This is a genomic window from Polymorphospora sp. NPDC050346 (assembly GCF_040655695.1).
GTDB classification, from domain to species: Bacteria; Actinomycetota; Actinomycetes; order Mycobacteriales; family Micromonosporaceae; genus Polymorphospora; species Polymorphospora lycopeni.
Window position 1 is genome coordinate 115308 of the sequence record NZ_JBFAKM010000024.1, and the last position, 16919, is coordinate 132226.

A 16919-nucleotide genomic window follows, 5' to 3' on the forward strand; every position below is an offset into this window, starting at 1 on the left:
CGTCGACCACGTCGCGTCCGCTCACCGCGTGCGTCCGGGCCGCGCCCGACGTGAAGGAGTGCCCGCCCGTCATGACCTACCGCAACGACCCGTACGACCCCAAACAGGTCGCGTTGCTCGACCAGAGTGCCCTCGACGAAGCCGTCGCCGCCGCCGAGAAGGCGTTCGCGGATGCCGGTGACCTCGACGCCCTCGCCGCGCTGCGCCCGGCACACCTGGGCGACCGGGCCCCGGTGTCGCTGGCCCGCCGCGAGATCGGCGCCCTGCCGCCGGCGGCGAAGTCCGACGCGGGCAAGCGCGTCAACCAGGCCCGGACCACGATCCAGGCCGGCTTCGACGCCCGCCAGGTGGTGCTGCGCGAGGAGCAGGCGCAGCGGGTGCTGGCCGAGGAGCGGGTCGACGTCAGCCTGCCCGGCGACCGGCGCCCCCGGGGCGCGCGGCACCCGTTGAGCACCCTCATGGAGCGCATCGGCGACCTGTTCGTCGGCATGGGCTACGAGATCGCCGACGGCCCCGAGGTCGAGCTGGAGTGGGCCAACTTCGACGCGCTGAACATCCCGCCGGACCACCCGGCCCGCGGCCTGATGGACACCTTCCACGTCGCGGCGGCCGACGGGTCCACGGAGGGCTCCGGGCTGGTGCTGCGTACGCACACCTCGCCGGTGCAGGCGCGCACGATGCTGACCCGCACCCCGCCGATCTACGTCGTGGTGCCGGGCCGGGTCTACCGCACCGACGAACTCGACGCCACCCACACGCCGGTCTTCCACCAGGTCGAGGGCCTGGTGGTCGACAAGGGCATCACGATGGCGCACCTGCGCGGCACCCTGGACCACTTCGCCCGGGCGATGTTCGGCCCGGACGCGCGGACCCGCTGGCGGCCGCACTACTTCCCGTTCACCGAGCCGTCGGCCGAGTTCGACGTGTGGTTCGCCGAGCACCGCGACGGTCCGCGCTGGGTCGAGTGGGGCGGCTGCGGCATGGTCAACCCGAGGGTGCTGCGGGCCTGCGGCATCGACCCGGAGGTCTACTCCGGGTTCGCGTTCGGGATGGGCATCGAGCGCACGCTGATGTTCCGGCACGGGGTCAGCGACATGCGCGACATGGTCGAGGGCGACGTGCGGTTCACCCGCGCCTTCGGTGTCGAGATCTAGCGGCCGAGTTCTGGGAGACACGAAGACATGCGAGTTCCTATTTCCTGGCTGCGCGAGCACGTCGACCTGCCCGCCGACCTGACCACGGAGCGGCTGGAGCAGGCCCTGGTCGGCCTCGGCCTCGAGGTCGAGTCCATCGTGGACCTTCGGGCGACGGTGACCGGTCAGCTGGTCGTCGGCGAGGTCCGCGAGATCGAGGAGCTGACCGGTTTCAAGAAGCCGATCCGGTTCTGCCGGGTCGACGTCGGCGCCGCCAACGGCACCGGCGAGCCGCAGGAGATCGTCTGCGGGGCCACCAACTTCGCCGTCGGTGACCGGGTCGTGGTGATCCTGCCCGGCGGCGAGTTGCCCGGCGGGTTCCGGATCGGCGCCCGCAAGACGTACGGCCGCAACTCCAACGGCATGATCTGCTCGGTCCGCGAGCTGGGGCTCGGCGACGACCACGCCGGCATCCTGGTGCTGCCGGCCGACGGCCCGGCCCGGCCCGGCGACGACGCACGGCCGGTCGTCGGGCTCGACGAGATCGTCGTCGAGGTCGAGATCACCCCGGACCGCGGCTACGCGATGTCGGTGCGCGGCATCGCCCGCGAGCTGGCGCACTCGTTCGGGGTGCCGTTCCGTGACCCCGGCCTGGTGCCGGCGCCGGGCGCGACCCCGCAGCCGGCCTACCCGGTCGAGGTCCGGGACCCGCTCGGCTGCGACCGGTTCGCCGGCCGGGTGGTCCGCGGCATCGACCCGACGGCCGCCTCGCCGGAGTGGATGTCCCGGCGGCTGACCCTGGCCGGCATCCGCAGCATCTCGCTGGCGGTCGACATCACCAACTACGTGATGCTGGAGCTGGGCCAGCCGATGCACGCCTTCGACCTGGCCCGGCTCACCGGTCCGCTGGTCGTGCGGCGGGCCACCGCGGGGGAGAAGCTGACCACGCTCGACGGGGTGGTCCGGGTCCTCGACGCCGAGGACATGATCATCTGTGACGACACCGGCCCGGTCTCGCTGGCCGCGGTGATGGGTGGGCAGACCAGCGAGGTCATGCCGGAGACCACCGACGTCCTCTTCGAGGCGGCGCACTGGGACCCGGTCATGGTCGGCCGCACCGCCCGCCGGCACAAGCTGTTCAGCGAGGCCGCCAAGCGGTGGGAGCGTGGCGTCGACCCGGCGCTGCCGCTGGTCGCCGTCGAGCGCGCCGTCACCCTGCTCACCGAGCACGGCGGCGGCACGGCCGGTGCCGAGATCCTCGACTTCGACCAGGTCGCCCCGCCGGTGCCGGTCGACCTCGACGTGACGCTGCCGGCCCGCCGGGTCGGCGTGGCCTACCCGCCGGCCCGTGTGGTCGCCCTGCTCGAGGAGATCGGCTGCACCGTCACCTCGGCGGGTGGCGCCGCGCCCGGCACCGGCACCGGCGACCGGATCGGCGTCACCCCGCCGACCTGGCGGCCCGACCTGACCGACCCGGCCGACCTCGTCGAGGAGGTCGCCCGCCTCGACGGATACGACAACGTGCCAGGGGCGTTGCCGCTGGCCCCGGCCGGCCGGGGCCTCACCGACGATCAACGCCGGCGCCGCTCCATCGCCCGTACGCTCGCCGAGACCGGGTTCGTCGAGGTGCTGTCGTACCCGTTCGTCGGCCCCGAGACGCTCGACGCCCTGGGGCTGCCGGCCGACGACGCCCGCCGGTCGGCGGTGCGGCTGGCCAACCCGCTGTCCGACGAGGAGCCGCTGCTGCGGACGACGCTGCTCGGCCCGCTGCTGGGCGTGCTGCGCCGCAACGTCGGCCGCGGCCACCGCGACCTGGCGCTGTACGAGATCGGCATGGTGTTCCAGCCGCGTCCGGGTGCCGGCCGTCCGCCGGCGATGGGGGTCGACGACCGGCCGTCGCCGGCCCGGTTCACCGCCGCCGACGCGACCGTGCCGCACCAGCCGTGGCACGTGGCGGCGGTGCTCGCCGGCGAGGTCGATCCGGCCGGCTGGTGGGGCGGCGGCCGCCCGGCCGACTGGTCCGACGCGGTGCAGGCCGCCCGGACCGTGGTCGAGGTGGCCGGCATCCCCGGCGACCGGGTCACCGTCCGCTCGGGTGACCGGGCGCCGTGGCACCCGGGGCGCTGCGCCGAGGTGCTCGTCGACGACGTCGTCGTCGGATACGCCGGTGAGCTGCACCCGCGGGTGGTGGCGGCGCTGGAGTTGCCCCGGCGCACCTGCGCGATGGAGTTGGACCTCGACACGCTCCCGACCGCGCCGGTGGTGCCCGCCCCGCGGATCTCCGGCTTCCCGCCGGCGCTGATCGACGTGGCGCTGGTCGTCGACGCGGACGTTCCGGCCGAGTCGGTGCAGGCGGCTCTCACCGAGGGCGCCGGTGACCTGCTGGAGTCGGTACGCCTGTTCGACGTCTACACCTCCGAGCAACTAGGTGCCGGGCGGCGGTCGCTGGCCTACAAGCTGACCTTCCGGGCGCCGGACCGGACCCTGACCGGCGAGGAGGCGGTGGCGGCCCGCGACGCGGCGGTCTCGCGGGCGGCGTCCCGGTTCGGCGCGGTGCTGCGCGGCGCCTGACCGTCGTGGCGCCGGTCCTGGCGGTCTGCGCGCTCCTGGCCGCCTCCGCGGTGACGGCGGCCGGGATCGCGTGGTGGGTCCGGCGCCGCTGGCTCGTCGTGTCGATCGACGGCGACAGCATGCGGCCGACGTTGCGGCCGGGCGACCGGGTGGTCGCCCGGCGCACCACCCTGGCCGGGATACATCGCGGCGATGTCGTCGTGGTGCGGACACCGGCCGGCTGGCCCACCGGCCCGCCGGCCGGACTGCTGGTCAAGCGGGCGGTGGCGCTGCCGGGCGATCCGGCGCCGCCCGGCCTGCCGCCCGCACCGTCCAGCGCGCCGTCGGCACCGTCCGGCCGGCACCCGCTGGTGCCACCCGGTCATCTGGTGCTGTTCGGCGACAACCCGCCGGCCAGCCGTGACTCGCGGCAGGTCGGCTACTTCACCGAGGCCGACCTGCTCGGCGTGGTCGTCGCGCCGCGCCGGTTCACCGGTCGCCGCGACCCGACCTGACCCGCCGGATGCCGCCGGCCGGGTTTCCGGGCTGCCGGGACAGGCCGCCCCACCGGTGGTACGACTGACGGATGGGCATCGTCACGCCCGGCTTCCAGGGCCGCCGGCGCACCACGCAGCCGGCCCTGCCGCCCGGGCAGTACCTGGTCGAGGACTTCCCGGTGCTGTCGGCCGGCCCGACCCCGCGGATCGACCTCGACCACTGGGAGTTCGTGATCACCACCGAGACCGGCGCGGAGCACCGCTGGACCTGGCCGCAGATGCTGGCGCTGCCCAGCGAGGAACCGACGGTCGACATCCACTGCGTCACCCGGTGGTCCAAGCTCGGCACCACCTGGCGGGGCGTCTCCCTGGACACCCTGTTCGCCGACGTCGAGACCGGCGCCGATCACGCGCTGGTGCGGTCGTACGGCGGCTACACCACCAACCTGCCACTGGCCGACCTGCGGGACGGGCAGGCGTGGGTCGCGTACCGGTTCGACGGCGCGGACCTCGCACCCGAGCACGGCGGCCCGGCCCGGATGATCGTTCCGCACCTGTACTTCTGGAAGTCGGCGAAGTGGGTGCGCGGCGTCCGGCTGATGCGCGACGACGAGCCGGGGTTCTGGGAGACGGCCGGCTACCACGACTACGGTGACCCGTGGCGCGAGCAGCGGTATCAAGGGGACTGAGCCCGCGGCTCACCTGGCGGGTCGGCCGCCTGGTGGAAGCCCGCGACGAGACCCCGACCGCCCGGACGCTGGTCCTCGAGGTGGCCGGCTGGCCGGGCCACCTGGCCGGGCAGCACGTCGACGTACGGCTCACCGCCGAGGACGGATACCAGGCCTCGCGCAGCTATTCGCTGGCCGCGCCGGGCGACGGTGAGCGGGTTGAGTTGACCGTGCAGCGGGTGCCGGACGGGGAGGTGTCGGCGTACCTGGTCGAGACGTACCGGACCGGTGACCCGGTGGAGGTCCGCGGGCCGGTCGGCGGCTGGTTCGTGTGGCGGCCGGCGGACACCGCGCCGGTGCTGCTGGTCGCGGGTGGATCGGGGATCGTGCCGCTGATGGCGATGATCCGGGCCCGCCGGGCGGCCGGCAGCCGGGTGCCGTTCCGGCTGATCTGTTCGGCGCGTACGCCCGACGACCTGTTCTACGCCGACGAGTTGCGCCGCCGGGTCCGCGACGACGCCGGCCTGGACGTCGCGTACGTCTGGACCCGCCAGGCGTCGCCGGAGTGGCCGGGGCCGCCCCGGCGGATCTCGGTCGCGGACGTGAACACCCATGGCTGGCCGCCGGACCTGGCACCCACCTGTTACGTGTGCGGGCCGACGGGGTTCGTGGAGGCGGTGGCCGATGTCCTCGTCGCGCTCGGGCACGACCCGCGCCGGATCCGCACCGAGCGGTTCGGCCCGACCGGAGGATGACATGACCGAGCGAAGTGAGATCGGCACCATGACCGGGCGGTACGTCGACGGCAACTCGCTCGCCGGGCCGTTGCGGGAGCTTTTCGCGGTGGACGTGACGGCGGCCGACGGCCGGTGCGCCTCGTGCGGGTTCGACGCGCCGGTGGCGACGCTGCTGGTCTTCGACCACGGGCCCGGACTCGTGGCGCGCTGCCCCAACTGTACGGAGGTGGTGCTGCGACTGGTCCGGTCGCCCGACTCGGCGTGGCTCGACCTGCGCGGAGTGGTGTGCCTCCGGTTGCCGATCCCGCCTGACGGACCGGCCACCGTTTGATCATTAGATGGACTGCATATTCTTGCGGTGGCTTGCTGCATCCTGATACCTTCGCTCGCATAGCAATACGGAGGTATACATGGGTATCAGGGTCGCGGTGGCCGGAGCGAGCGGTTACGCGGGCGGAGAACTGCTCCGCCTACTCGCCGGGCACCCCGAGTTCGACCTCGTCGTCGCCACCGCCCACACCCAGGCCGGCGCACGGGTCTCCGCCGTACATCCACAACTCGCCGGCCTCGACCTGACGCTCGCCGAGACCGGGCCGGCCACCCTGGCCGACGCGGACCTGGTCTTCCTGGCGCTGCCGCACGGTCAGTCCGCCGCGCTCGCCGCGCAACTGCCCGCCGGTGTCCGGGTCGTCGACCTCGGCGCCGACCACCGGCTCGCCGACGCCGCCGCCTGGACCCGCTACTACGGCGGCACGCACGCCGGCGCCTGGACCTACGGCCTGCCCGAACTGCCCGGCGCCCGGGCCGCCATCGCCGGCTCCGAACGGGTCGCCGCGACCGGCTGCTACGCCGCCGCGACCAGTCTCGCGCTCGCCCCGTTGATCGCCGCCGGCGCCGTGGAGCCCGCCGACGTGGTCGTCGTCGCCTCCTCCGGCACCTCCGGAGCCGGCCGCGCCGCCAAGGTCAACCTGCTCGGCAGCGAGGTGATGGGCGACCTGACGCCCTACAAGGTCGGCGCCCATCAGCACGTGCCGGAGATCAAGCAGGCCACGGGAGCCACCGGTCTTTCGTTCACCCCGGTCCTCGCGCCGATGCCGCGCGGCATCCTGGCGACTGTCACCGCCCGGCCGACCGGCACCGCCGACGCCCGCGAGGTGCTCGCCGCCGCCTATGCCGACGCCCCGTTCGTGCACCTCCTGCCGGAGGGCGCCTGGCCGCACACCGCCGCCACGCTGGGCTCCAACTCCTGCCACCTCCAGGTGGCCACCGACGTCGACTCCGGCCGGGTGATCGTCACCAGTGCCATCGACAACCTCGGCAAGGGCGCCGCCGGCCAGGCCGTGCAGTGCGCCAACCTGATGTTCGACCTGCCGGAGACCACCGGCCTGTCCGTATTCGGAGTGGCACCGTGAGTGAGCGCAGCGAGCGAGCCGTGAGACTCGGTGTCGAACACGGCGCCGCCGAGCGCAGCGAGGTGGCGTCGTGAGCGTGACTACGCCGAAGGGGTTCCGGGCGGCCGGTGTGACCGCGGGGCTGAAGTCGACCGGCGCGCGGGACGTGGCGCTGATCGTCAACGACGGCCCGGACGCCACCGTCGCCGCCGTCTTCACCAGTAACCGGGTCAAGGCCGCCCCCGTGCTGTGGACCCAGCAGGTCGTCCGGGGCGGTGTCGTGCGGGCGGTCGTGCTCAACTCCGGGGGTGCCAACGCCTGCACCGGTCCGCTGGGGTTCCAGGACACCCACTCCACCGCCGAACGCACCGCCACCGCGCTGAGCCGCTCCAATTCCCGGCTGCTCATCGGCGCGAGCGAGGTCGCGGTCTGCTCGACCGGGCTGATCGGGGAGCGGCTGCCGATGGACCGGCTGCTGCCCGGGATCGGTTCGGCGGTGCGGGCGCTGGCCCGCAGTGGCGGCCCCGCCGCCGCCGAGGCGATCATGACCACGGACACCCGTCCGAAGACGACCGTGGCCGCCGGCACCGGCTGGACCGTCGGCGGCATGGCCAAGGGTGCGGGCATGCTCGCCCCGGGGCTCGCGACGATGCTCGCTGTCCTCACCACCGACGCCGTTGCCGGGTCGGCCGCCCTCGACGAGGCGCTGCGGGCCGCGTGCCGGCGCACGTTCGACCGGGTCGACTCCGACGGATGCATGTCCACCAACGACACGGTGATCCTGCTGGCCAGCGGAGCGTCCGGCATCGAGCCGTCGCAGGAGGAGCTGACCGCGACGGTGACCGCCGCCTGCCACGATCTGGCGCAGCAGCTCGTCGCCGATGCCGAGGGGGCCACCAAGCAGATCGCGATCGAGGTCTTCGGCGCGGCGACGGAGGACGACGCGGTCGAGGTCGGCCGGTCGGTGGCCCGCAACAACCTGGTGAAGACGGCCCTGTTCGGCAACGACCCCAACTGGGGCCGGATTCTCGCGGCGGTCGGCACGACCGCGGCCGCGTTCGAGCCGGACGGCCTCGACGTGGCGGTCAACGGGGTGTGGGTGTGCCGGTCCGGCACGGCCGCCGACGACCGGTCCAAGGTGGACCTGTCGGGCCGCGACGTCACGATCCAGGTGAACCTCAACGCGGGCGACGAGCGCGCCACCGTCTGGACCAACGACCTGTCGCACGCGTACGTGCACGAGAACTCGGCGTACTCAACATGAGTGAGAGAAGTGCGGTGAATCGACTCGGTCCGGCCCAGGAGAAGGCGGCCACGCTCATCGAGGCGCTGCCGTGGCTGGCCCGGTTCCACGGGGCCACCGTCGTCGTCAAGTACGGCGGCAACGCGATGATCGACCCGGAACTGCAGCGGGCGTTCGCCGCCGACATGGTCTTCCTGCGTTACGCCGGTCTCCGGCCGGTCGTGGTGCACGGCGGCGGCCCGCAGATCTCGGCGATGCTGGGCCGGCTCGGCATCCCCAGTGAGTTCAAGGGCGGCCTGCGGGTCACCACCCCGGAGGCGATGGACGTCGTCCGGATGGTGCTCGTGGGTCAGGTCGGCCGCGAACTCGTCGGGCTGATCAACGAGCACGGCCCGTTCGCGGTGGGACTGTCCGGTGAGGACGCCCGGCTGTTCACCGCCATCCGCCGGCCGGCGTACGTCGACGGTGAGCCGGTCGACATCGGCCAGGTCGGTGACGTCGACGCCGTCAACGTCTCCGCGGTCGCCGACCTGATCGGTAACGGACGGATCCCGGTCATCTCGACGGTGGCACCCGACGCCGACGGGGTGCTGCACAACCTCAACGCGGACACGGCGGCCGCGGCGCTCGCGGTCGCGCTCGACGCCCGCAAACTGATCGTGTTGACCGACGTGCCCGGCCTGTACGCCGACTGGCCGGACACCGACAGCCTCGTCGACCGGATCACCGTCGCCGAGCTGGCCAAGCTGCTGCCCCGCCTCGAGGCCGGAATGGTGCCGAAGATGGAGGCGTGCCTGCGGGCGGTGCAGGGTGGTGTGCCCGCCGCGCACGTCGTCGATGGCCGGGTGGCGCATTCCACGCTGCTGGAGGTGTTCACCTCCGAGGGTTTCGGCACGATGGTCGTCGCCGGCACCGAGGGTGCCGGGACGCAGGACGGGAAGACGGTGAACGGAGCATGACGACCCTGGTCGACCGCTGGCGGCAGTCCATGATGGACAACTACGGGACACCGCCACTCGCGCTGGTCAGCGGCTCGGGGGCGGTCGTCGTGGACGAGGCCGGCAAGCAGTACGTGGATCTGCTCGGCGGAATCGCCGTCAACAGCCTCGGCCACGCGCACCCCGCCGTCGTCGCCGCCGTCTCCAAGCAGGTGGCCACGCTCGGCCACGTCTCGAACCTCTTCGTGGCCGAACCGCCGGTCGCGCTCGCCGAGCTGCTGCTGGCCCTCGCCGGCCGGCCCGGCCGGGTGTTCTTCGCCAACTCCGGGGCGGAGGTCAACGAGGCGGCGTTCAAGCTGTCCCGGCTGACCGGCCGTGGCCACGTCGTGTCGACCGTCGGCGGCTTCCACGGCCGCACCATGGGTGCGCTGGCCCTGACCGGTCAGCCGACCAAGGCCGACCCGTTCCGGCCGCTGCCCGGCGACGTCACCCATGTCCCGTACGGTGACGTCGACGCCCTGGCGGCCGCGGTCACCGCCGAGACCGCCATGGTCATCCTCGAACCGATCCAGGGCGAGAACGGCGTGTGCGTGCCCCCGCCCGGCTACCTCGGCGCGGCCCGGGAGATCACCACCCGGCACGGCGCGCTGCTCGTCATCGACGAGGTGCAGACCGGGATGGGACGCACCGGCCACTGGTTCGCCCACCAGGCCGAGGGGATCGAGCCCGACGTGGTGACCCTGGCCAAGGGGCTCGGCGGCGGCCTGCCGATCGGCGCCTGCATCGCGTTCGGCCCCGCCGCCGACCTGCTCGCCCCGGGCGCGCACGGCAGCACCTTCGGTGGCAACCCGGTCAGTTGCGCCGCCGCCCTGGCGGTCGTCAGCACCATCGCCAACGAGGGGTTGCTCGACCACGTCAAGCGGATCGGCGAGCGGCTGCGGCACGGCGTCGAGGCGCTCGGCCACCCGCTGGTGGCCGAGGTACGCGGCGCCGGCCTGCTGCTCGGGATCGTCCTGCGGGCCCCGGCGTCGGGCGCGGTCGCCGGAGTGCTGCGGGACGCCGGTTTCCTCGTCAACCCGGTCCAGCCGAACGTGCTGCGGCTGGCGCCGCCACTGGTCGTCACCGCCGAGCAGGCCGACGCGTTCCTCGCCGCACTGCCGGCCGCGCTGGACGCCGCGACACCGAACGAGGAGACGCCATGATCCGCCATTTCCTGCGTGACGACGACCTGACCCCGGCCGAGCAGTCGGCCGTACTCGACCTGGCCGAGCAGATCAAGGCGGAACCGTTCCGGGAGCGGCCGCTGGCCGGCCCCCGGTCGGTGGCGGTCCTCTTCGACAAGCAGAGCCTGCGGACCCGGCTGTCGTTCGACGTCGGCATCGCCGAACTCGGCGGAAACGCGATCATCGTCGATTCCGGCGGCACCCACTTCGGGCGTGGCGAGACGCTCGCCGACGCCTCCCGGGTACTGTCCCGCTACGTGGCGGCGATCGTGATGCGGACCCACGGCGACGACCGGATCGCCGAGGTCGCGGCCGCCTCGTCCGTACCGGTGATCAACGCCTTGACCGACGGCTTCCACCCGTGCCAGCTTCTCGCCGACCTGTTGACGGTCCGGCAGCGGTGCGGCGGCACCACCGGCCGGACCCTGGCGTACGTCGGCGACGCCGCCAACAACATGGCCCGCTCCTACCTGGTCGCCGGGGCGACGGCTGGCATGCACGTCCGGGTCGCCGGCCCCGCCGGCTACGACCCGGATCCGGAGATCGTCGCCACGGCGGCCGCGATCGCCGCGGGCACCGGTGGTTCGGTCCAGGTGCTGCGCGACCCGCGTGCGGCGGTCGCCGGCGCCGACGTGGTGGCCACCGACACCTGGACGTCGATGGGGCAGGAGCACGACGGCCGCGACCGGCTCACCCCGTTCTGGCCCTACCAGGTCAACAAGGAGCTGCTGGCGGGCGCACCGGACGCGATCGTGCTGCACTGCCTGCCGGCCCACCGTGGCGAGGAGATCACCGACGAGGTCATGGACGGCGACCGTAGCGCCGTGTTCGACGAGGCCGAGAACCGGGTACACGCGCAGAAGGCGCTGATCACCTGGCTGCTGCGCCAGGAGGCGCCGAAGTGACCGGGCAGCGAGGAAGCCGACAGGCCCGGCGGCGGTCGTCCGGCCGCCGGGCGCAGCGGGGTGGGCGCGTGACCGAGCAGGGCAGGGCAGTCGGGTGACCGGGCCGGTCACCCGGACGGCACGGCACGCCCGCATCGTCGAGCTGATCCGGGACAAGGTGGTCCATTCGCAGACCGAACTCGCCGACCTGCTCGCCGGCGACGGCATCCAGGTCACCCAGGCCACCCTGTCACGTGACCTGGAGGAACTCGGCGCGGTCAAGGTCCGTGGCGGTGACGGCGGGCCGGCCGTCTACCTGATCCCCGAGGACGGCCTACGACCGCTGCGCGACGCCGAGCAGGCCCCGGCCCGCCTGCTCCGGCTGCTGCGCGAACTCCTGACCAGCGTCGACGCCAGCGGCAACATGGCCGTGTTGCGCACCCCGCCCGGCGCCGCGCAGTTCCTGGCCAGCGCCCTGGACCGCTCCGGCCTGCCGGAGGTGGTCGGCACCATCGCCGGCGACGACACCATCCTGGTGGTGGCCAGGGACACGGTCGGCGGTGCCGCCCTCGCGGCGAAGCTGGCCGACTGGGCCGTCACCCCGCCGGCCGGGTCCGAACCCGCCTAGCGGGCGCGACCGGCGCGGTCGACACGTCGTAGAAGGAGCACCACGCCGGATGGCCGCCGCCCGTGACGCCCGCCTCGGCTCCCCGCAAATCTGATTGGAAGGCACGTTCGCAATGATTGTCGGCGTGGATGACAAGAGCCTGACCGAGAACAGCGCGCCCGCCAACCGGACCAGCCTGTGGGGAGGCCGGTTCGCCGGCGGCCCCTCCGAGGCGCTGGCCCGGCTGTCGGTCAGCGTCCAGTTCGACTGGCGCCTCGCGCCGTACGACCTCGCGGGCTCCCGGGCACACGCCCGGGTGCTGGCCCGCGCCGGGCTGCTCGACGCCGAGGAACTCGGCCGGGTCCTGGCCGCCCTGGACGACCTGGAGGCCGCCTGCGCCTCCGGCGAGTTCCGGCCGACGGTCGACGACGAGGACGTCCACACCGCGCTCGAACGCGGGATGCTGGAACGGCTCGGCACCCTGGGCGGCAAGCTGCGCGCCGGCCGCTCCCGCAACGACCAGGTCGCCACCGACCTGCGCCTCTACCTGCGTGACCACGCCCGCGGCGTCGCCGAGCGGCTGGTCGAGCTCGCCGACGCCCTGGTCGAGCAGGCCGAGCGGCACGTCGACACGCCCGCCCCGGGCATGACCCACGTCCAGCACGCCCAGCCGGTCACCTTCGGCCACTGGCTGCTCGCCCACGTCCAGCCGCTGCTGCGCGACCTGGAGCGGCTGCGGGACTGGGACGCCCGTACGGCGATCTCACCACTGGGCGCCGGCGCGCTCGCCGGCTCCTCGCTGCCGCTCGACCCGGTCCAGGTCGCCAAGGAACTCGGGTTCACCGCGTCGGCCGCCAACTCCATGGACGCGGTCGCCGACCGGGACTTCGTGGCCGAGTTCCTGTTCATCACCTCGCTGATCGGGGTGCACCTGTCCCGGCTCGGCGAGGAGGTGGTGCTCTGGACGTCGCAGGAGTTCGGCTGGGTCGAACTCGACGACAGCTTCGCCACCGGATCGTCGATCATGCCGCAGAAGAAGAACGCCGACATCGCCGAACTGGCCCGCGGCAAGTCCGGCCGGCTGGTCGGCGGCCTCGTCGCCGTCCTGACGATGCTCAAGGGCCTGCCGCTGACCTACGACCGGGACATGCAGGAGGACAAGGAACCGGTCTTCGACGCCGTCGACACCCTCCAGCTCCTGCTGCCCGCACTGGCCGGAATGATCTCCACCATGACGGTACGGGTGGACCGGCTCGCCGCCGCCGCGCCGGTCGGCTTCACCCTCGCCACCGAGGTCGCCGACTGGCTGGTCGTCAAGGGCGTGCCGTTCCGGGAGGCACACGAGATCACCGGCAAGCTGGTGGCGCTGTGCGTGGCCCGCGACTGTGCCCTCGACGAGGTCTCCGACGAGGACCTCACCCTCGTCAGCCCGCATCTCGACGCCGGCGTACGCGACGTCCTGTCGGTCCGTACGGCACTCGCCGCCCGCACCACGCCCGGCTCGACCGGCCCCGGCCCGGTCGCCGACCAGCTCGCCACCGCCATCGACAAGCTCGCCGGCTGGCGTGCCTGGGCCACCGAGGTCGTCGTACCCCGCTGACCGGCACCGTGGCCGCCGCCCGGGCGGCGGCCACGGTGGCCCGGGGCCTACTCCAGGTCCCAGAGCAGCCGGTAGTAGGCGATCCGGTCGGCGTCCGGCTCGACCCCGTACGCCGCCAGCAGGGCACCTTCCCAGTCCGGCCCGTAGTTCCAGTGCAGGCTCCAGGTGGCCACCGCCAGGTCGGCCCACCGGTCGGCGACCCCGAGCGCACCCAGGTCGACGTGCCCGGCGAACCGGCCGTCCGGGGTGATCAGCGTGTTGGGGGCACACGAGTCACCCTGGCAGACCACCAGCCGGTCGGCCGCCGGCACGTCGGCGAGCCGGGCCAGCGCCCCGGCCATGCCCAGTCGGGCGTGGGCCGGATCCCACCGCGCCGGATCGAGCCGCCCGGCCGCGGCGGACCGCCGCACCCGGGCGAGCCGGTCCTCGACCCGCCACCCGAACGGGCACTCCGCGACCGGCAGCCGGTCGTGCAGTTGCCGCAGGCCGGCACCGATCGCGGCCGCCCCGGTCGCCGGGTCCGCCTTCCACCGGTCGACGACCGCGGATTCGCCGGGCAGGCCGTCGGTCAGCAGCCAACTCCCGCTCTCGTCGGCGCCCTCGTCGAGGACCGGCGGCACCAGCGCGTACCGGACCGCCCACCGCAGCCGCTCCGCCTCCCGGTCCAGCCGCAGCCCGCTGTCCGGCGGCGCCCACTTCACGAACCACCGCCCGGACCCGGCCGCGATCTCGAACGTGAGACCGCCCAGTTGGTTGCGCCACACCGGGCGGATCGGCCGCCCGGCGGCGAGCCGCCGCACCACCTCGGGAACCGGTTGGTCGGGCGGCGGGGGACCGGAGAGCATCGGGGCATTCTGCCAGAGCCGTACCCGCCGGCGGGGTCCCGCGGCCTGGCGCCGAGGTGGCATCGGCGGCAGCATCCGTGCTGTCCTGTACGACGTGACCGACCTCGCCCACCTGCTCGCCGGCCCGGTCGTGCCCGCGGCGCACGGACTGCTCGGCTGCCGGCTGTCCGCCGGCGGCGTAACCGTGCGCGTCACCGAGGTCGAGGCGTACGCGGGCACCGCCGGTGACCCCGCCTCGCATGCGTACCGGGGCCGTACCCCACGCAACTCGGTCATGTTCGGCCCGTCCGGGTACGCCTACGTCTACTTCACGTACGGCATGCACTGGTGCATGAACGTGGTGACCGGACCGGAAGGGGAGGCGTCCGCGGTACTCCTGCGGGCCGGCGAGATCGTCGCGGGCCTGGACGTCGCCCGGTCCCGGCGCCCCGCCGTACGCCGGGACGTCGACCTGGCCCGCGGTCCGGCGCGGCTGTGTTCCGCGCTCGGCCTGGACGGCTCCGCGTACGGCGTCCATCTGCTCGGCGCCGGTCCGGTACGGCTCACCGCGCCGCCGGCACCGGTCGATCCGGCGGCGGTCAGCGCCGGACCCCGGGTCGGGGTGACCGGCGCGCACGACCGGCCGTGGCGGTTCTGGATCACCGGGGACCCGACTGTCAGCGCCTATCGCCGGCATGTCCCGAAACCGGCGCGTACCGCCGGCGCGTCGGGCGTCCGTCCGTAACCCGGTACAGGTGGGGCGCGGTCGTGGGGGACAATCCGCTGTGTGACCGATCTGATCGACGACCTGCTGTGGCGGGGGCTCATCCAGGACTCGACCGACCTCGACGAGTTGCGCAAGCACCTGGACAACGAGCAGGTGACCTTCTATGTCGGCTTCGACCCGACCGCCGCGAGCCTGCACGTCGGCCATCTGGTGCAGGTGCTGACCGCCCGGCGCCTGCAGCTCGCCGGTCACCGTCCGCTGCTGCTGGTCGGTGGGGCGACCGGCCAGATCGGTGATCCGAAGGAGGGCGGCGAACGCAGCCTGCACAGCCCGGAGACGGTGACCGGATGGGTGGCCCGGATCCGTGACCAGCTCTCGCCGTTCGTGACGTACACCGGCGACAACGCCGCGACCCTGGTCAACAACCTGGACTGGACGGCGGAGATGTCGGTCGTCGAGTTCCTCCGCGACGTCGGCAAGCACTTCCCGGTCAACCGGATGCTGGCCCGCGAGGTGGTCAAGGCGCGCCTGGAGAGCGGCATCAGCTTCACCGAGTTCAGCTACCAGTTGCTCCAGGCCAACGACTACTTCGAACTGCACCGCCGGCACGGCTGCACGCTGCAGTTCGGTGGCTCCGACCAGTGGGGCAACATCACCGCCGGGGTCGACTACATCCGCCGGCGCGGCGCCGGGCCGGTGCACGCGTTCACCACACCGCTGGTGACCAAGTCCGACGGGACCAAGTTCGGCAAGAGCGAGGGCGGTGCCGTCTGGATCGACCCCACCATGACCAGCCCGTACGCCTTCTACCAGTTCTGGCTCAACAGCGACGACCGGGACGTGCCGCGCTACCTGCGCTACTTCAGCTTCCGCTCCCGTGACGAGATCGAGGAGCTGGTCGCCGCGACCGAGGAGCGGCCGCAGGCCCGGCTCGGACAGCGGGCGCTGGCGGAGGAGCTGACCACGCTCGTGCACGGCGAGGAGGAGACGCGGCAGGTGATCGCCGCCAGCCAGGCGCTGTTCGGCCGCGGGTCGCTCGACGAGTTGGCGCCGGAGACGTTGCGTGCCGCGCTGGCCGAGGCCGGCCTGCTGGAGGTCCGTGGGGAGCTGCCGACCGTGGCCGCGTTGTTGAAGGACTCCGGCCTGGTCGGCAGCTTCAACGAGGCGCGTCGGGCGATCACCGAGGGCGGCGCGTACCTCAACAACGAGCGGGTGACCGACGTCGAGGCGACGGTCGCGCCGGAGGCGCTGCTGCACGGCCGGTTCCTGGTCCTGCGCCGGGGCAAGCGCACCTTCGCCGGCGTTGAGCTGGCCAGATAGTCAGTCCTCGTTAATGTGACGCGGGACGCACCCGGCGGATTTGACGACCGATCCACCGGGTGCGTAACTTTCTCTCTGCCCGCAGGGGACACGGACGAAAGGTGCGAAAGCACCTCGAGGCCGAGGACCACAAGGGCAACCCCGAGACGGTACGGCGTTCCGCCGGATCTGATCGGGGCCGGGTGGTGCGGCACGACGACCTGAAGGGTCGATTTGGCGCCGCGAAACCGGCCGGGTAGAGTGAGCGACCGGACAGGGAACCGGGCGAGCCAGCAAGTCGCTCCCATAGGGAGCGGGCCTGCGGCGGCCGGCCTGCCGGAATCCCAAACATCAACTCTGCAGGGCACGACTCTGTGTGTTGAGGTTGGGACAAAGCTGGATGATGCGGTGTTGATCGGAATTATCGGGTTGACACGGTAGAAACTAGCGGGTAACGTAGTAAAAGTGCCTGGCGCTGAGCGCGGGGTGCGGATGAGTGTGAAGCCCCGGGTTCGGGTCCTGCTTGTTGGTGGGGTTCGGGTTTGGTGTGTGTTTGTTCTTTGAGAACTCAACAGGGTGCTTGTAAGCCAGTGCCAAG

The 16919-nt window shown here is 73.0% G+C and carries 16 protein-coding genes; 15 read left to right on the plus strand and 1 reads right to left on the minus strand.

The features are described from left to right. The first annotated feature begins 71 nt into the window (after window positions 1-71). The 13 genes from pheS to argH all read left to right on the plus strand — a co-directional run bounded on the left by pheS (window position 72) and on the right by argH (window position 13471). Complete coding sequence (gene pheS / locus AB0I42_RS23790) at window positions 72-1154, plus strand: phenylalanine--tRNA ligase subunit alpha (protein ID WP_357540105.1); 1083 nt, start codon at window positions 72-74, stop codon at window positions 1152-1154. 27 nt (window positions 1155-1181) lie between these two features. Next, entirely contained in the window at window positions 1182-3704 is a 2523-nt protein-coding gene (pheT, locus tag AB0I42_RS23795; RefSeq protein ID WP_357540107.1) for a phenylalanine--tRNA ligase subunit beta, read from the plus strand. A 5-nt stretch (window positions 3705-3709) separates the two neighbouring features. Continuing rightward, complete coding sequence (locus AB0I42_RS23800; RefSeq protein ID WP_357540109.1) at window positions 3710-4198, plus strand: S26 family signal peptidase; 489 nt, start codon at window positions 3710-3712, stop codon at window positions 4196-4198. Window positions 4199-4269: 71 nt separating this feature from the next. Then, on the plus strand, window positions 4270-4869 hold the full coding sequence (locus AB0I42_RS23805) for a molybdopterin-dependent oxidoreductase (RefSeq protein ID WP_357540111.1): 600 nt from the start codon (window positions 4270-4272) through the stop codon (window positions 4867-4869). Further along, window positions 4839-5603 carry a ferredoxin reductase gene (locus AB0I42_RS23810; protein WP_357540113.1) on the plus strand — a complete coding sequence of 255 codons (765 nt, stop codon included), beginning with the start codon at window positions 4839-4841 and terminating at the stop codon, window positions 5601-5603. The genes AB0I42_RS23805 and AB0I42_RS23810 overlap by 31 nt, the downstream gene beginning before the upstream one ends. A gap of 1 nt (window position 5604) precedes the next feature. Continuing rightward, window positions 5605-5916: a DUF6510 family protein gene (locus tag AB0I42_RS23815; protein WP_357540115.1), complete on the plus strand. Its 312-nt coding sequence runs from the start codon at window positions 5605-5607 to the stop codon at window positions 5914-5916. Between the two features lie 79 nt (window positions 5917-5995). Then, window positions 5996-6997 carry an N-acetyl-gamma-glutamyl-phosphate reductase gene (gene argC / locus AB0I42_RS23820; protein ID WP_357540116.1) on the plus strand — a complete coding sequence of 334 codons (1002 nt, stop codon included), beginning with the start codon at window positions 5996-5998 and terminating at the stop codon, window positions 6995-6997. A 70-nt stretch (window positions 6998-7067) separates the two neighbouring features. After that, window positions 7068-8240: a bifunctional glutamate N-acetyltransferase/amino-acid acetyltransferase ArgJ gene (argJ, locus tag AB0I42_RS23825; protein WP_357540118.1), complete on the plus strand. Its 1173-nt coding sequence runs from the start codon at window positions 7068-7070 to the stop codon at window positions 8238-8240. After that, window positions 8237-9178 carry an acetylglutamate kinase gene (gene argB / locus AB0I42_RS23830; RefSeq protein ID WP_357540120.1) on the plus strand — a complete coding sequence of 314 codons (942 nt, stop codon included), beginning with the start codon at window positions 8237-8239 and terminating at the stop codon, window positions 9176-9178. Before argJ ends, argB begins: the two co-directional genes overlap by 4 nt. After that, entirely contained in the window at window positions 9175-10359 is a 1185-nt protein-coding gene (locus tag AB0I42_RS23835; protein ID WP_357540122.1) for an acetylornithine transaminase, read from the plus strand. Before argB ends, AB0I42_RS23835 begins: the two co-directional genes overlap by 4 nt. Beyond that, the gene (gene argF / locus AB0I42_RS23840; protein WP_357540124.1) at window positions 10356-11285 is read left to right on the plus strand and encodes an ornithine carbamoyltransferase; all 930 of its coding nucleotides are present in this window, start codon (window positions 10356-10358) and stop codon (window positions 11283-11285) included. The genes AB0I42_RS23835 and argF overlap by 4 nt, the downstream gene beginning before the upstream one ends. Window positions 11286-11379: 94 nt before the next feature. Next, window positions 11380-11892 (plus strand): arginine repressor, encoded by a 513-nt coding sequence (locus AB0I42_RS23845; protein WP_357540126.1) that lies wholly within the window; start codon window positions 11380-11382, stop codon window positions 11890-11892. A gap of 115 nt (window positions 11893-12007) precedes the next feature. Continuing rightward, the gene (argH, locus tag AB0I42_RS23850; RefSeq protein WP_357540156.1) at window positions 12008-13471 is read left to right on the plus strand and encodes an argininosuccinate lyase; all 1464 of its coding nucleotides are present in this window, start codon (window positions 12008-12010) and stop codon (window positions 13469-13471) included. Between the two features lie 47 nt (window positions 13472-13518). On the opposite strand, the gene AB0I42_RS23855 is transcribed toward argH, so the two are convergent. Beyond that, window positions 13519-14316, minus strand: coding sequence for an aminoglycoside 3'-phosphotransferase (locus AB0I42_RS23855; RefSeq protein WP_357540128.1), 798 nt, complete (start codon window positions 14314-14316; stop codon window positions 13519-13521). Window positions 14317-14401: 85 nt separating this feature from the next. On the opposite strand from AB0I42_RS23855, the gene AB0I42_RS23860 reads away from it, so the two are divergent. Both AB0I42_RS23860 and tyrS read left to right on the plus strand, forming a co-directional pair. Next, a complete protein-coding gene (locus AB0I42_RS23860; RefSeq protein ID WP_357540158.1) occupies window positions 14402-15040 on the plus strand; it encodes a DNA-3-methyladenine glycosylase in 639 nt (212 codons plus the stop codon). Window positions 15041-15082: 42 nt separating this feature from the next. Continuing rightward, a complete protein-coding gene (tyrS, locus tag AB0I42_RS23865) occupies window positions 15083-16342 on the plus strand; it encodes a tyrosine--tRNA ligase (protein WP_357540130.1) in 1260 nt (419 codons plus the stop codon). Window positions 16343-16919 lie beyond the last annotated feature (577 nt).

What these genes read in the sequence shown, in the direction of transcription:
- argC (WP_357540116.1), top strand. Translation starts at nt 5,996, where the DNA reads ATGGGTATCAGGGTCGCGGTGGCCGGAGCGAGCGGTTACGCGGGCGGA.
- AB0I42_RS23855 (WP_357540128.1), bottom strand. Translation starts at nt 14,316, where the DNA reads ATGCTCTCCGGTCCCCCGCCGCCCGACCAACCGGTTCCCGAGGTGGTG.
- argF (WP_357540124.1), top strand. Translation starts at nt 10,356, where the DNA reads ATGATCCGCCATTTCCTGCGTGACGACGACCTGACCCCGGCCGAGCAG.
- argB (WP_357540120.1), top strand. Translation starts at nt 8,237, where the DNA reads ATGAGTGAGAGAAGTGCGGTGAATCGACTCGGTCCGGCCCAGGAGAAG.
- AB0I42_RS23835 (WP_357540122.1), top strand. Translation starts at nt 9,175, where the DNA reads ATGACGACCCTGGTCGACCGCTGGCGGCAGTCCATGATGGACAACTAC.
- pheS (WP_357540105.1), top strand. Translation starts at nt 72, where the DNA reads ATGACCTACCGCAACGACCCGTACGACCCCAAACAGGTCGCGTTGCTC.
- AB0I42_RS23805 (WP_357540111.1), top strand. Translation starts at nt 4,270, where the DNA reads ATGGGCATCGTCACGCCCGGCTTCCAGGGCCGCCGGCGCACCACGCAG.
- pheT (WP_357540107.1), top strand. Translation starts at nt 1,182, where the DNA reads ATGCGAGTTCCTATTTCCTGGCTGCGCGAGCACGTCGACCTGCCCGCC.
- AB0I42_RS23815 (WP_357540115.1), top strand. Translation starts at nt 5,605, where the DNA reads ATGACCGAGCGAAGTGAGATCGGCACCATGACCGGGCGGTACGTCGAC.